Origin of the sequence: Microvirga vignae (assembly GCF_001017175.1) — a bacterium.
Lineage (GTDB): Bacteria > Pseudomonadota > Alphaproteobacteria > Rhizobiales > Beijerinckiaceae > Microvirga > Microvirga vignae.
This window is the reverse complement of record NZ_LCYG01000047.1, coordinates 1-14045: the sequence shown is the minus strand read 5'-3', so window position 1 is coordinate 14045 and position 14045 is coordinate 1. Positions and strand designations below refer to the sequence as shown.

Below are 14045 nucleotides of genomic sequence, written 5' to 3'. Positions count from 1 at the left end.
CGGCCGCCCCGCTCTGCAGAACTTGACGCACACAATATCGCCGCTCCATCGCCTTGACCCGCCGGGGAGAACGGGAAGCGAGAACGGCCCGGGCTCTATCAATGCTCAAGCGGCACCTGCCGGTTTCAGTTCACGGTCACAATATGAACACCTCTGCACGCCACCAAGCTGCCCCTACGGACTTGGCTCCCCGGCCTGTGGCTGATGCTGCAGTCAGACAAGGGCATCTCCTCCATCCGCCTGGCCGAGGCGCTTGGCGTCAGCCAGCCGACGGCTTGGCGCATGGGCCATGCCTTGCGCCTGATGGTTGGGCGCGAGCAGGCCTTGGATGGTGTCATCGAGATCGACGGCTTCTATCGTGGTGGCAAGCCGCGGCGGGAGATGCACCGATCGCCGCCCGGTCGTGGAAGCGAAAGCGAGTCCAAAACCTTGAAAACACCGGCACTTGTGGTCGTGCAGAGACCGCCGGATCTGAGCATTGGTGCCTCGCTTAGAGAGGCGCACGCCACGGTTGTCGAAGATCTATCGGAGTCCGAGGCCGACCGGGTGCTCACGGAGGCTGTTGATCCCAAGGCTCATTTGATGAGCGATGATTGGAAGCATTCGTGTCATTATAGGCAGCGCCTTCGCGGCCCATAACACCGTCTCCCATTCCGCTCGCGAATATGCCCGCGGTCGGGTTCACATCAACTCAGCTGAGGGCTTCAATGATCGGGTGCGCCGCACTGTGTCGGGTGTTTTCCTCAGCTGAGCGTGAAGTGCAAATAAAGCCAGACCGCATGCCGGATGATCTCGGGCGGGAGTTGATGTCGAGCATAGGAGATGGGCTGCATCTCCCTACTCTCCCGCGCATCAATCCAATCCGTCAGCGGTTCCGGTGACAATGTCATGTCGCCCGTGGTCTCGGCTCGACGTGCACGGCTGTCGATTGGCTTCATCGCCGCCTTCCGGAGGGGACCCTCTTAACGGCTGCCCCGCAAACTCTCATGCTCCCCGCAGAGCCTACTCTGAACAATTCTGTGCGCTTCACTGCCTCGCTCCCGGGAAAGGAGGGATGGGCAGAAAAATCCTTCTCCGGAACGTCCCGGCAATGCTCTGTGAGCTCTCCGATTAACGATTTATGACAGCAGCATGCATCTTGAGCATGCCTGCCTCGGTTCTCGCATCCCTGCTCATTTGTGCATCGCACAGATATGTTTATTGCACTGCACATGCAGGAACAACAGCCGCCCTCACGCCAGCGAACTGACAGGAGTTCCAGATGTTCGTGTCCCAGATTCTTGCTCAGATCCGTGCTTACATGCATTACCGCGCGACCGTCAACGAGCTGTCCAGGCTCTCTGATCGTGAACTCGATGACCTCGGCATCAGGCGCTTCCAGATCGACCGCATCGCTCGCCGGAGATAGCGGCCTGATATCTTGCTGCACCACAGCGGGCATCGACGCCCGCTGACGAGTGGGCGTTCGCGTTCTCGACGACATGCGGCACAGACGAGTGCCCCTCCTCTCCTCCCGCTTCTCTTCCAGCGGAGAAAACCGGTGCGAGGGTTCTCACGGGGCGTCTTATCGCGAGCCACTTCGCACGCTTTGTCTCGATACCTCACCCACTCGGGCTCGCGGTCGGGGCCGGGGGAGCACTGAGCACAGGCCTGATCGCGGCCTGTCCTTTGGCGCACGGGTTACACGCATGCCGGGCGACGGGCATCTGGGCGATCGGCAGCAGTCGGCGCTTGATGGGCTTTCCCAGACCAGATGTTCCGATGGAGACGACACACTATCTTAGCCGCATGCGCCGCCCCGGGACCATAGGACCCGTGGGTGCTCAGAACGAGACTGCCCGGCCTCTCCTTCTGGACCAGGCGAACCATGGACGGGGCGAGAAGAAAACGTTGGCCGGTGCTCATGAGAGATGTGCCTGAACAATCGTGCCTTGCCGCCCTTCGGGCACGGTCACGAAAGCTAATCGCCTCGCAGCCAGGACAGAAGCGCATTTGCGCCTGGTGTTCCTGCTTCTATGGGCAACCACGAGGCGCGGCTGCACTGTCCTCGTGATGGCGTGTGCGGCAGTCGTACCTTGGCAGCCGCTCGTCCTCGGCCAGCCTCCTTCCAGCACGACGGTTTTTCCGGTCCGCTCGCCGTTGACTGGGGAAATGCATAGCAACTGAGGCAAATAACTATGGTCAGCTTGCCGAAAGCCGTCTTCACAGGGACCCGACCGCCAAAGCAGCTGAGACAATCGCGTGATTTGCTCAGCTTTTGAGGCAGTATCCCCGGACGGGCATCATGCAGGATGAAGCGGGGCAGGCTTGCCTCGATCATGCCATTTGTGTACACATAAGGGTACACAAAGGATCTGGCCATGATTCACTCTGAGAAGGAAAAGCAAATTCGCGTTGGAGTTCGCGAGCTGCGGGCAAACTTGAGCGGACTGCTTCGGCAAGCCCGCCATGGCACATCATTCCTGGTTATGTCACGCAATGAGGTGATCGCCGAGATCAAGCCGCCATCAAATCCGGAGCGTCCGCGCCGCGTAGCGGGCATGTTGAAAGGCAAAATTCGTATGGCGGAGGACTTTGACGTCCTCCCTGCTGATATCCTGTCTGCAATGGAGGGGAACGAAGATTGAGACTTCTTCTCGATACCCATGCCCTTCTCTGGTGGCTTGCCGGGGACAGTAGGATCGAAAGCAAGGCCCAAGATCTCATAACCGACCCTGCAAACGACATTCTGGTCAGCGCAGTCTCATTATGGGAAATTGTGGTGAAGGTGCGGGTCGGAAAGCTTGAGGCTGATATCACTGAAATCGTTGCCGCCATCGATGCGCAGGGTTTTGAGATGCTCGATATTCATCCCAAACATCTTGAGGAGCTGGTAGGCCTGCCGATGCACCACAAGGATCCCTTTGACCATTTGCTCATTGCTCAAGCCATCGCTGAAGGGCTCACTTTTCTCTCATAGGACAAACATACTTCGGCTTACCCTGTTGCGCATGCTACCTGCAGCACTGGCCCTTGAATACAACCATTCCCTGGCCCGTCTCGAATATACGAGCACGTCTCATTTACTCAGCAATGTTCCAATGACTTCCTCTCAAGACAGGTCTTTCTACACGGGAAAGCGGGTGGCACCTTTGCAGGTTCAATCCGCCTGATGTTCATCGGCCATGAGCCGATCCGGTCGCAGCCTACCCGGTCAAAACAAGGAGCCCTCGTGAAGACCCTCGTCATCTGTTCCGGCGGACTGGACTCCGTCACCCTCGCCCACAAGGTCGCGGCTGAGCGAACCCTCACCCGCCTCGTGTCCTTCGACTACGGCCAGCGCCATAAAAAGGAGCTCGGCTCCGCGCAGGCCTGCGCCGCCCGCCTCGGCGTGCCGCATGACATCATCGACATCTCGGCCGTCGGACGCCTCCTGACCGGCTCGGCGCTGACCAGCGGCGAACCCGTTCCCGAAGGGCATTACGCGGAAGACACCATGCGGATTACCGTCGTGCCGAACCGCAACGCCATCATGCTCGCGATTGCCTTCGGTGTGGCTGCCGCCGAGCAGGCCGATGCCGTGGCGGCGGCCGTCCATGGCGGCGATCACTTCATCTATCCGGATTGCCGCCCGGACTTCGTGGAGGCGTTCGAGGTGATGCAGCGCTACGCCCTGGAGGGATTAGCGAACATCGCCCTCTACACGCCCTTCGTGCGGGTGGGCAAAGCTGACATCGTGCGCGAGGGCGCCCGGCTCGGCGTGCCCTTTGCCGAAACCTGGTCCTGCTACCAGGGCGGCGATGTTCATTGCGGGCGCTGCGGCACCTGCGTCGAGCGGCGAGAGGCGTTCCACCTCGCCGGGGCCGAGGATCCTACACCGTATGAGGATCCGGACTACTGGATCGAAGCCTGCCGCGAGCATCAAGCCCGGCAACCAGCATAAGCACAGCCATGTACACCATTGCCAAACGATTTGCCTTCTCCGCCTCGCACCTGATCGGCGGCCTGCCCGCGGAACATCCTTGCGCCCGGTTGCACGGCCACAATTATGAGGTCGAGGTTATTCTGCAATCGGCCGAACTCGACCGGGTCGGCTTCGTCCGCGACTACCGCGAACTTTCGGAGCTCAAGACGTTCATCGACAACACCCTCGACCATCGCCACCTCAACGAGGTCCTCGGACACGACCAGACGACCGCCGAGGTCATCGCTCAATGGCTCTATGACTGGTGCAAAGCGCGCTGGCCAGAGGTTGCGGCCGTGCGGGTCAGTGAGACCCCGAAAACCTGGGCGGAATACCGCCCATGAAGGGCAGCATCCGCGTCAGTGAGATCTTCGGCCCGACCGTTCAGGGCGAGGGCCCGCTGATCGGACGCCCGACCGTGTTCGTGCGCACGGGCGGCTGCGATTACCGCTGCCGCTGGTGCGATACGCTCTACGCGGTGCTGCCCGAGTTCCGCGAGGACTGGACCTTGATGGCACCGACCGAGATCATGGCGCAGGTCGAGCGCCTGTCCGGCNNCCGCTCATCGCGCTGGGCCGGCAGAAGGGTTATACGTTCGCACTGGAGACCCAAGGCAGCGTGCCCCAGCCCTGGTTTGCCGCGCTCGACTGGCTCATGCTCAGCCCGAAGCCGCCCTCCTCGGGTATGGACACCGACTGGCAGGCCCTGGACGAGTCTGTCAGGGCCGCCGCGGGCGGACCGCACGGCGTCGTCAAGGTCGTTGTGTTTGACAAGGATGACTATGCCTATGCCCGGCGGGTGGCGAGCCGGTATCCGGCTCGAGGCCTTCGCGGCCACATTGTCGTGCACTGACGTGGTCGTGGTCGAGGCGACCGGCAACGCGGCCGCCGTGGCGGCGGTGATCAGCCCGCATGTGAAGCGGGTGGTCATTGCCAATCCGAAGCAGGTGCGGGTGATCGCCCATGCCAAGATCAAGACCGACACCATCGATGCCGGAGTCATGGCACAGCTCTATGCCAGTGGCTTTCTGCCGGAGGTCTGGATCGCCGATGAGACGACCCAGGCGTTGCGGCGCCAGGTCACGCGGCGCAACCAAGTCGTGCGTCAGCGCTCCCGGCTGAAGAACATCATCCAATCGATCCTGCACGCCCATCTGATCCCCGCATGCCCGACAGCTGATCTGTGCGGTCCCAAGGGACGGGCCTGGCTGTCCGAACAGATCCTGCCGGACGATGAACGCTCTGCCATTGAGCGGCATCTGCGGGAATTCGATCGACTGGTGGAAGATCTGCGGGTGATCGAGCGGGACCTCGCGCGCTCCGCTCTGGCTGACGCGAGCGTCGCGCGCTTGATGACGATCCCCGGCATCGACATGGTGGTGGCGCTCGCGTTAACGGCAGCGATCGGGGATGGTCAGCGCTTCGAGGCACCCGAGAAGCTGGTCAGCTATCTCGGGCTCAATCCGAGTGTGCGTCAGTCCGGTCCGGGTCCTGCCTACCACGGACGGATCACCAAGCAGGGACGTGGGCATGCCCGCGGCATGCTGGTCGAGGCCGCTTGGGCCGCAGCACGAGCCCCTGGTCCCCTGCGGGCGTTCTTCCTTCGGGTGAGCAGCCGGCGTGGCCAGCATGTGGCGGCGGTGGCAACCGCCCGCAAGGTCGCCGTCCTGATCTGGCATTTGCTGCACAAGGGCGAGAGCTATCTGTGGGCCCGCCCGGCGCTGCATGCCAAGAAGATGCGCGAGCTCGAACTTAAGGCGGGACACCCGGCCACCCGCGGCCAGAAAGGAGCAGCCCACTGAACCGCGCCGGGATTCCCGGAGGCTCCCACTCCTGACAGGATGGAGCCATGACCAAGAGAACACCTCCTTATTCACCAGAGGTCCGCGAGCGGGCGGTCCGGATGGTTTTCGATCACCGGGACGAGTACACCTCCCAGTATGACGCGATCCGATCGATCGCGGCGAAGATCGGCTGCTCGGGCGAGACCCTGCGCCACTGGGTGCGGCAGGCGGAGCGCGACCAGGGCCTTCGGGCCGGGCCGACAAGCACAGAGCAGGAGCGGATCAAAGCGCTCGAGCGTGAGGTGCGGGAACTGCGCCCGGCCAACGAGATCCTGCGCAAAGCCAGCGCGTATTTTGCCCAGGCGGAGCTCGACCGCCGCTTCAAGCCATGACGGCGTTGATCGACGCGCATCGGGAGGTTTACGGGGTCGAGCCGATCTGCCGCGTTCTGCCGATCGCCCCGTCGACCTCCTACGAGCACGCCGCCCGCAGGGCCGATCCCGACCGCAGGCCGGCCCGGGAACGCCGGGATGCCGAACTCAGCCAGGAGATCCGCCGGGTCTTTGCGGCGAACTTCGGCGTCTATGGCGTCCGCAAGGTCTGGCACCGGATGAAGCGTGAAGGGCTCGCGGTGGTGCGCTGCACGGTCGCCGGGCTGATGCGGCAGATGGGCCTGAAGGGCGTGGTTCGCGGCAAGAGCATCCGGACGACCGTCAGCGACGCCTCAGCGCCATGCCCGCGCGACCGGGTCAACCGGCAGTTCACGGCGCCGCAGCCGAACGCCCTGTGGGTCAGCGACTTCACCTTTGTCGCGACCTGGTCGGGCTTCGTCTCTGTGGCCTTCGTGATCGACGCCTTCGCCCGCCGGATCGTGGGCTGGCGTGTGTTGCGCTCGGCCCGGGCCGAGTTCGTGCTCGATGCCCTCGAGCAGGCTCTCCATGACCGGCAGCCCCTGCGGCGAGCCAACCTCATTCACCACAGCGACAGTAAGTATGCCCTGACCAGTGTTCCTGGGCGGCCTGACCCTCACAGCGATAGACCGTTTAGAGTGGCTGGTGCCGCAAGGTGTCCCGGCGTGGCCTGACCCACACTCTGATCGACCAGATCCGTGTCTTTCCCCTCGCCAGAATGCCTCGAGCTGCGAGCATCTTCTCGACCATGCGCAGGCTCAAGGGAAAGCGGAAGTACAACCAGATGGCGTAGCTGATCACTTCAGCCGGGAAGCGGTGGCGGACATTGCGAGGGTGACGGACGTTCTTCATCCCTCACATATGCCTCTATGCGGTCACCCACCAGTTAACTTGATGGTGCCCCGTATTGTCCGATTTTCGACGATGTCGGACATGCGACATAGCAGTATGAGAGCCATCATATTGTTTAGAAGTAATTTTCTCCTTTGGCACAGTGCATGCATAGGTATGTGCAAACGGGTCACGGATTAAGGAGACAGGCTTTGTCGCAAACTGATTGGCAACACCTATCCGGCATGAGTGCTCCTCGTTTGCACACGCCGTCGTCAACGCGCCCTGTTCGCAACACGGCCGCCATTATTGAACATGGGGAATCTCATTCTCGGGGATTGATGGATGTTTACGGCCGATCGGGAAACGGTCGGACCATCCGTCTGGAGCGCGGCGATCATGCCGGTCGGGACATGTTGATTTCGTTAAATATTGCTATCTTGGCCTCGACCACCATCCTGACGTCATCGCAGGCGTGCTTGCCGCAATCGAGGACTATGGCTCGCTTCATTGGTCCTGCTCCCGAACCCGGCTGAATTTCGGTCTGATTGGTGACCCGGAAGACGATCTGTCCGATCTCTGCGCCGCCAGGGTAATCACCTATTCCTCGGAGCTGGCGACTAGAATGCGTGCCTGCCGCTGCTCGTCTCGGGCCGTCTTCAATGGGCGAAAACCGCTGAGGATCTTCGTCCGGTTCGCTCATGCGGCTCTCGCCTTTCACTCCGCATTCGCCACCGCTTCCGAATCAACCGTTGATAGCTCTGCTCTGGCCTTTAAACCCGAGAATGGCCATCAGATGCCACATAGGGCAGTGTTACAGCCAAAAAACACGCTCTGGTTGCATCTTTCGCTTGAATGCCGTCGATTCGGCCTTGTAGCTTACCACTGGTGCTGGTTGATCGTACATCTGGATCTCCGACAGGTTGTGTACTTATCATCCCAGACCGGTTGGCTCACTGAGTACCCATGTTCAGCGGAGGCAATCATGCAAATGCGGACTGACTTGATCCTAGAAGACACCACCCTCCGTGATGGAGAGCAAGCTCCCGGTGTAGCACTATCGAAGGTCCAGAAACTCGAAATACTCCAGGCACTGCTCGGTGCAGGTGTGAAATGGATCGAGGTCGGGATCCCCAAGATGGGTGGGGAGGAACTTGACTACCTTCACGCATCCCTGGATTACGCGGACCAAGCTGTTCTTGTTGCATGGAACCGCGGCGTAAAGGACGACATCTGCTTCTCCTTAGATATGGGCTTTAAAGCTGTTCATATCGGGCTTCCGACGTCCGATGTTCATCTCAAATCGAGTGTTGCTAAGGACCGATCCTGGGTATCGCAACAAGCCTCCGACATGGTTAAGTATGCGAAAGACCGCGGGGCTTTTGTATCCATAAGTGCGGAAGATGTAGGCCGCACTGACGCTTCATTTTTACAGGACTATGCCGGGATTGTCGCTGAAGCCGGAGCAGACCGACTAAGACTGTCTGACACGATCGGCATACTGGGACCTGAAGGCTACGCCGAGCGCGTCTCATTCGCCGTTCGAGCAGCAGATATTGCCGTGCATTGTCACTGTCACAATGACTTTGGACTTGCTGTCGCTAACACAATCGCCGGCCTCAAGGCAGGCGCCAAGTTCTTCCACGTTTGCGTAAATTCAATGTCCGAACGCGCAGGCATGCCTGACCTCGCCCAAATGGTCATGGCCCTAAAGTGCATCTATGATCGGGATCTTGGGATCGATACAACTAAACTGACCGACCTTGCGAATCTGGTATCTAACCATACAGGCGTAGCGAATGAGCCGTGGCGCCCTGTCGTCGGGAAGAACGTCTTCGCTCATGAATCCGGGATCCACTCTAACGGGATGCTAAAAGATCCTCGGTCATTCGAACCGATCTCACCAGATGAGGTCGGAGGCACCAGACGAATAGTGATCGGTAAACACGCTGGCCGAGCAGCAATCGAGTATACGCTTAAAAACGCCAATATTGCTGTTGCGCCGGATCTGCTGGTCGACTGTCTCGACAAAGTTCGGCAGCAATCGATCCTCCAAGGGAGCGAGATTACCTCGGCACAACTTATCGACATCTATCGGGCAGTCGAAAGCGACGCGACGGGCAATGCCGCGCCAAACTAAGTGTTGCGGACCTCGATCTTCGACGCCAATCCCCCGCTTGAGGTGATCCCAAATGTTAGTAGACGATATCATAAGCGACCATATGGTCGAAGGCAGGGCTCGTCCTGGAGACTTCGTGACCGTCAAGGTAGACCGAATCTATATCCAAGACGGCAACTCTCCAACTCTCGCAAGGCTCTTCAAAAAACACGATATTCAGAGGGTTTTTGACCCGAGCCGCGTGGGCGTCTTTTTCGATCATTCGGTCATATGGCCTAATGCGCAAATTGCAGCGCGGATCCGAGAGGCTGAAGAATTCTGCAGAATTCTAGGGCTACGGCCTGTTATGACTTGAACCCTTTGCACTTGGAGGCGTTTTGCTCGTCCTGACTTGAGGAGGAGCCATGCTGACGGATGCACAATGGGCGATGCTGGAGCCGCTGGTGGAACAATGTCGTCCGAAGGGCAAGACGCCGCCGCAAGATCTGCGTCGGACGTTCGAGGCCATCCTCTGGCGGCATGAGAACGGCGCCAAGTGGCGCGCTGTGCCGACGGAACTGGGCCCGTGGTGGCGGGCCGCTCAGACCTTCATCCGCTGGGCTCGCCTGGGTGTCTGGGAGCGCCTGCTCAACCTGGTGCAGGAGCGTGGTATCCTGCTCCGCATGATTTTTCTGGACGGCACCAGCGTGCGGGCGCACCAGAAGGCTGCAGGGGCTCGCCGAAAAGGGGCTCTCAAGCTCAACGAGACGATCGTGAAGCACTTGGTCGTTCTCGTGGCGGCTATGGCACCAAGGCTTGCGTGATCGCCGACAGCTTGGGACGCGCGATTGCCTTCCGCATCGCGCCCGGTCAGGCGCATGAGCTGCCTGAAGCCATTCCGCTGGTCGACAGCTTACCAGATGTGCCCGCTTGGGTGGTAGCCGATCGTGGCTATTCCAGTCACAGCTTCCGCGAGCACACCTGGAGCATCGGTGCGAAGCGGGCGATCCCGGCCAAGTCCAATGAGGCGCCGGTGGCCTGTCCAGACTCGATCTACACCAACCGCAATGTCGTCGAGCGGCTCTGGGCCAGGCTCAAAGAGTGGCGAGCCGTTGCAACGCGCTACGAGAAGACCGCCCGATCCTTCATGGGCGTACTTTGCCTCGCGGCCACTCTCGACTGGATCAAGCGCTAACAGGCCGTAATTGAAATTCTATGCATCGTAAATATTGACGTCGTAAATATCAGTATTACCGACTATAGTGCAGACTATTCGACTGGTTTTATTTTGAACAATGGCAAGATTAGTTTCGCAATAAAACGAGAATACAACGATGTTCGAACCATTTTACCACTGGGTTCAGCGAAGTAGCCAGCGCTTCGGATGAGAACAACATATCTCAGGAAAGGGCAAGGGATAAGGATCGGGGCCCGGCTGACGGATTGGGCGCGCGCCATCAACAAGGATGTCGTTGCCCTCTCCCTTGCGGCTTGAAACCGCCGGTGCCGGAGTCTGTGAAGGCTGCAGCGGCGGCAACTGCCGCCGATGTCTCAGCCTCGTCGACCTCATCCCGGACGTCTCCCCGTGCTGAGCTATCTCGATGAGGTGATCATCCTGCCCGTCGCGAGGGTTCGGCCTGCCATGCGGCAGTCGCCTGCTCGGAGAACCGCACTGTGAGGCTTTCCCGCTGGCGCAGGCAGCGTCATGATCGGCCCAGTTTGTCCCTCTGCGCCGCTGCCTGGGGATGCAATGATAGCGATCGGCATGGATCTTGACCGGCTTGGCGGATCTTGGCTCAGACAGCGAACAGGCCGCTACGTTACCTCCTTTCGGGTCACTCCGTGGTCACGAGAGGGCCTTCATTGGCAGCCTGCACGCGGAAGGCCGAGACGAACAGCGCTGTCGCGACGGCAACGACTGTCACCAGAAGCGTTTTGGGGTTCATGTTAACCTTGCAGGGTTGTTCAGCGACGACGCCGGGTGAGTTTTTCACGCGCCGCCCGGCTGGCCTCCTCGATCGAGGCAAAGATGGCCAGATCGAGGGACTTGAAGGCGAAGCCGGCGGCGAAGAACCGGAAGCCGCCTTCGACGGCGACAACGATGCCGGCGGTAACGTCTCCGACTTCAATAACGTGAGTGGTATGTGGCATGACAGAAGCCCTCTGCCGCGAACGTTGGGTTGGCAATGATGCGGTTGTCTCAAGGACGGGAAAAGGCTGTTTAATAGTGGCGACACCAGCTCCGGGTGCCGCGAGCCCGACGCACCACTCGATGCAAGGCGAAGTTCAGCAGAGCAACAATCATGATCGCAACCCTTCGATGGGATCACGAGGCGCATGCGACGCATCGTGACGCTTTAGCGTTTGGTTTCGCGGCGCAAGCTGCTCACTTCAAATCACCGCGGTCTCGAATGCCAGATCGGGTTCTGAGACCCTGAGAAAGTGGCTTGGCCTCATGGCTCCGTCAACGGGAATGGGTTTTTTAATTCATCGCTCAAACGCGAATGACTTTCTGTCGGAAAGCGAACGAAAGAAAACTTTTCCGCAAGTTGGCGGTGGAGCTTGCTGGATCGGCAGCCCCGTTCCATTAACCTGGACAAGTCACAATATGATGACCGCAGCTCCAAAGCTCTTCCGGGGCACACAGCGAGTGTTATCCTAAGGCTCCCATTGGCGCCGAGGTGGACCTGAGCGCTCGATGGGTGGCCCTGATGATCCTGTTCAAGCCCATTGAGGCGCAGCGTTTGCTTTTTTTAACGACAGCCCTGAGCTATGCAGGCACCAGATCAGCTGAGGACATTCACTCTTCGAAGTTTGTCCTCGCCCCCATCACGCAACGCGGCGCAGCTCCTTCTCAGTCACGCCGAGGCTAGTCAACAGCTGAGCGCGCAGTTGCGCGACGCGTAGCTCGCGCTCTCCTCTGTCAGAGGGTAAATTGACTTCCAGATCCACCGTGAAACGGCCCTGATCGAGAATAAGAATGCGCTGTGCCAGGCGGATTGCCTCATCGACATCATGCGTCACGAACAGCACTGCCGGCTGGTGACGGGCGCACAGATCGAGCAGAAGGGCCTGCATCCGCAGCCGGGTCAAAGCGTCGAGCGCTCCGAACGGCTCATCGAGCAGGAGGAACTCAGGCTCGCGGACCAGCGAACGTGCTAGGGCAGTGCGCTGCTGTTCGCCGCCGGAAAGCTGCATCGGCCAAGCGGTTGCGCGCGGCGCCAGGTCGACTTCTTCCAAAGCCTTAAATGCGCGCTCGCGGGAGGCCCCTCCCTTCAATCCGAGCGTGACATTGTCAATCACCTTCTTCCACGGCAGCAGTCGGGCATCCTGGAACACGACCGAGATTGCGTCGGGAGTGTCAACCTGGCCTGAGCCTGGAACGCCATGGTCAAGGCCAGCGAGTGCGCGCAGGATCGTGCTCTTGCCGGAGCCTGAGCGACCGAGCAGAGCGACGAACTCGCCGCGGCCGATATCAAGATCGACGCCGTCGACAATCGTGCGCTCGCCGTAACGGCGCCTGTGCCTGCGCACCTGCACGACAGGCTCCCGGATCAGTCCGCCAAGATCTTTCGCCATGGGAGGGCCTTTCGCGTGATAAAGCGTACCAGCCAGTCCGAGCTCAAGCCGAGCGCAGCGTAGACGGCAAGGCACAGGATGATGACTTCGGTCTGCCCGTAGGTGCGGGCAAGATTGATCATATAGCCCAAGCCACTGGTGGCATTGACCTGTTCGACGACGACGAGCGCCAGCCAAGTATAGGTGACGCCGAAGCGTAGGCCGAGAAGAAAGCCCGGCAGAGCTGCCGGAAGCACGACATGGCGCAGGAACTGCAGGTTGCTGAGGTCGAGCGTCTCGGCCAGCTCGATGAAGCGGGCGTCGGTCGAGCGCAGGCCGTCGTGGGTCTGGATATAGATCGGTGCGAACGTGATCAGTGCGATGGTCAGGATCTTCATGCCTTCGCCGATGCCGAACCAGAGCATCAGGAGAGGAATCAGGGCCAACGCAGGGATGGCGCGCTTGATTTGGATCGGACCGTCGACGAGATACTCGCCGATGCGGCTCAGGCCGGCGATGACACCAAGCGATGCCCCAGAACAGACCCCAGAAGGAACGGACGAAGGAGGTCCAGAGATTCTCCTGTAAGCGGCCATCTTGGATCAGTTCAAGGTCAGTTCAAGGCCGGTCAGCGCGACAGTCCATGGTGCTGACAGGATGCGGTCGTCGATATAGCCAGTGGTCGAGCCGATGCTCCACAGGATGAGGAGTAGCGCAGGGCCAATCGCAGTCCCATAAGGGATGGTCGGACCTGGTCCAAGCTTGCGCCGCCGCTGGCGTCCGGTCCGGTTGCTCGTGGTCGATGGCGAGGACTGGATCCTGCCAAGGCTCGGCCTTCTGAGCCATTGCTGGTGTCTTGGTGCACCGGAGGCAGAATCGGCGCTTGGGATCGAAAGGTTCACCATGGTTTACTCTCCCCGATAGGCAGCGCCGGCAACTGTCTCGAATCGGCGGTCGAACAGGGTTTCCGCTTTCAGGGCTGGCTTCTTCAGTTCTTCCGCGAGCAGGTCGACCGTTTCCTGTTGGCGTTCGATCGCCCCGTTCCAATCGAGTGGCACATCCGGATGGCCGTTCGATTCCACCAGAAACCGCGCAGCGTCATCTTTCAGGCCCTGGTCCTTGATGTAGTATCCGTTGATCCATTCTTCGGGATGCGTCTCGATCCATTTCGTGGCACGGCCCCATGCCCCGACATAGGCGCGGATGGCTGCGGCTTTGTCAGGATCCTCAAGAGAGGATTTCACCACATACAGATAAGCGGGATCGTCACGCAGGCCGTGCGCGAGCGCCTTAGCCCCGTCCTTGGCGTAGTTCTGAATGAAGCGCTGCTTATTCCCCTCCGCAATCGGCGCTGCATCGACGAGCTTACTCGCCAGCGCATTGACATAGGCATCGCCGAGGAACTGTCGCAAACCCGCTGGT

At 60.2% G+C, this 14045-nt stretch carries 12 protein-coding genes, 7 pseudogenes and 1 other annotated feature; of the genes and pseudogenes, 12 read left to right on the top strand and 7 right to left on the bottom strand.

The window, feature by feature from the left end; translation table 11 throughout:
* Positions 1 to 35: 35 nt before the first annotated feature.
* Positions 36 to 742: pseudogene (locus AA309_RS36605) on the top strand (IS1595 family transposase); the annotation flags it as partial.
* Between the two features lies 1 nt (position 743).
* Here the strand turns inward: AA309_RS36605 and AA309_RS18625 are convergent.
* Positions 744 to 938 carry a hypothetical protein gene (locus tag AA309_RS18625; RefSeq protein ID WP_047190521.1) on the bottom strand — a complete coding sequence of 65 codons (195 nt, stop codon included), beginning with the start codon at positions 936 to 938 and terminating at the stop codon, positions 744 to 746.
* Between the two features lie 323 nt (positions 939 to 1261).
* On the opposite strand from AA309_RS18625, the gene AA309_RS33270 reads away from it, so the two are divergent.
* The 9 genes and pseudogenes from AA309_RS33270 to AA309_RS33265 form a co-directional block, all read left to right on the top strand.
* The gene (locus AA309_RS33270) at positions 1262 to 1408 is read left to right on the top strand and encodes a DUF1127 domain-containing protein (RefSeq protein ID WP_084731233.1); all 147 of its coding nucleotides are present in this window, start codon (positions 1262 to 1264) and stop codon (positions 1406 to 1408) included.
* Positions 1409 to 2360: 952 nt separating this feature from the next.
* Positions 2361 to 2627, top strand: coding sequence for a type II toxin-antitoxin system Phd/YefM family antitoxin (locus AA309_RS18620; protein WP_047190520.1), 267 nt, complete (start codon positions 2361 to 2363; stop codon positions 2625 to 2627).
* Positions 2624 to 2959 (top strand): type II toxin-antitoxin system VapC family toxin, encoded by a 336-nt coding sequence (locus tag AA309_RS18615; RefSeq protein WP_047190519.1) that lies wholly within the window; start codon positions 2624 to 2626, stop codon positions 2957 to 2959. Before AA309_RS18620 ends, AA309_RS18615 begins: the two co-directional genes overlap by 4 nt.
* Positions 2960 to 3211: 252 nt before the next feature.
* Positions 3212 to 3922 (top strand): 7-cyano-7-deazaguanine synthase QueC, encoded by a 711-nt coding sequence (gene queC / locus AA309_RS18610; protein ID WP_047190533.1) that lies wholly within the window; start codon positions 3212 to 3214, stop codon positions 3920 to 3922.
* Positions 3923 to 3930: 8 nt separating this feature from the next.
* On the top strand, positions 3931 to 4287 hold the full coding sequence (queD, locus tag AA309_RS18605) for a 6-carboxytetrahydropterin synthase QueD (RefSeq protein WP_047190518.1): 357 nt from the start codon (positions 3931 to 3933) through the stop codon (positions 4285 to 4287).
* Positions 4284 to 4499: pseudogene (locus AA309_RS36600) on the top strand (7-carboxy-7-deazaguanine synthase QueE); the annotation flags it as partial. The gene queD and the pseudogene AA309_RS36600, both read left to right, overlap by 4 nt.
* Positions 4500 to 4501: 2 nt before the next feature.
* Positions 4502 to 4795 (top strand): annotated as a pseudogene (locus tag AA309_RS35310) (hypothetical protein); the annotation flags it as partial.
* Positions 4761 to 5741, top strand: a pseudogene (locus AA309_RS18595) (IS110 family RNA-guided transposase); the annotation flags it as partial. The pseudogenes AA309_RS35310 and AA309_RS18595, both read left to right, overlap by 35 nt.
* Positions 5742 to 5791: 50 nt before the next feature.
* Positions 5792 to 6711, top strand: a pseudogene (locus AA309_RS33265) (IS3 family transposase); the annotation flags it as partial.
* Positions 6073 to 6189: a sequence feature (AL1L pseudoknot), on the top strand. (Overlaps the previous pseudogene by 117 nt.)
* A gap of 112 nt (positions 6712 to 6823) precedes the next feature.
* Here AA309_RS33265 and AA309_RS33260 read toward each other — a convergent pair.
* Both AA309_RS33260 and AA309_RS18580 read right to left on the bottom strand, forming a co-directional pair.
* A pseudogene (locus AA309_RS33260) lies at positions 6824 to 6988 on the bottom strand (IS6 family transposase); the annotation flags it as partial.
* A gap of 376 nt (positions 6989 to 7364) precedes the next feature.
* Positions 7365 to 7670 carry a hypothetical protein gene (locus tag AA309_RS18580; RefSeq protein ID WP_047190515.1) on the bottom strand — a complete coding sequence of 102 codons (306 nt, stop codon included), beginning with the start codon at positions 7668 to 7670 and terminating at the stop codon, positions 7365 to 7367.
* A gap of 282 nt (positions 7671 to 7952) precedes the next feature.
* On the opposite strand from AA309_RS18580, the gene AA309_RS18575 reads away from it, so the two are divergent.
* Complete coding sequence (locus AA309_RS18575; protein ID WP_047190514.1) at positions 7953 to 9107, top strand: homocitrate synthase/isopropylmalate synthase family protein; 1155 nt, start codon at positions 7953 to 7955, stop codon at positions 9105 to 9107.
* Between the two features lie 383 nt (positions 9108 to 9490).
* Positions 9491 to 10260 (top strand): IS5 family transposase gene (locus tag AA309_RS18565; RefSeq protein WP_150117637.1). Its coding sequence is split into 2 segments (ribosomal slippage): positions 9491 to 9812 and positions 9812 to 10260, totalling 771 coding nucleotides; the frame shifts between segments, so codons are not numbered across the junction.
* Positions 10261 to 11030: 770 nt separating this feature from the next.
* Here the strand turns inward: AA309_RS18565 and AA309_RS18560 are convergent.
* The 4 genes and pseudogenes from AA309_RS18560 to AA309_RS35305 form a co-directional block, all read right to left on the bottom strand.
* A complete protein-coding gene (locus tag AA309_RS18560; protein ID WP_047190512.1) occupies positions 11031 to 11216 on the bottom strand; it encodes a hypothetical protein in 186 nt (61 codons plus the stop codon).
* A gap of 678 nt (positions 11217 to 11894) precedes the next feature.
* Positions 11895 to 12644 carry an ABC transporter ATP-binding protein gene (locus AA309_RS18555; protein WP_047190511.1) on the bottom strand — a complete coding sequence of 250 codons (750 nt, stop codon included), beginning with the start codon at positions 12642 to 12644 and terminating at the stop codon, positions 11895 to 11897.
* A pseudogene (locus AA309_RS18550) lies at positions 12620 to 13441 on the bottom strand (ABC transporter permease). The gene AA309_RS18555 and the pseudogene AA309_RS18550 overlap by 25 nt, the downstream one beginning before the upstream one ends.
* Positions 13442 to 13531: 90 nt before the next feature.
* Positions 13532 to 14045, bottom strand: a 514-nt coding sequence (locus tag AA309_RS35305; RefSeq protein WP_047190510.1) for a type 2 periplasmic-binding domain-containing protein, incomplete at its 5' end; no start/stop codon positions are given.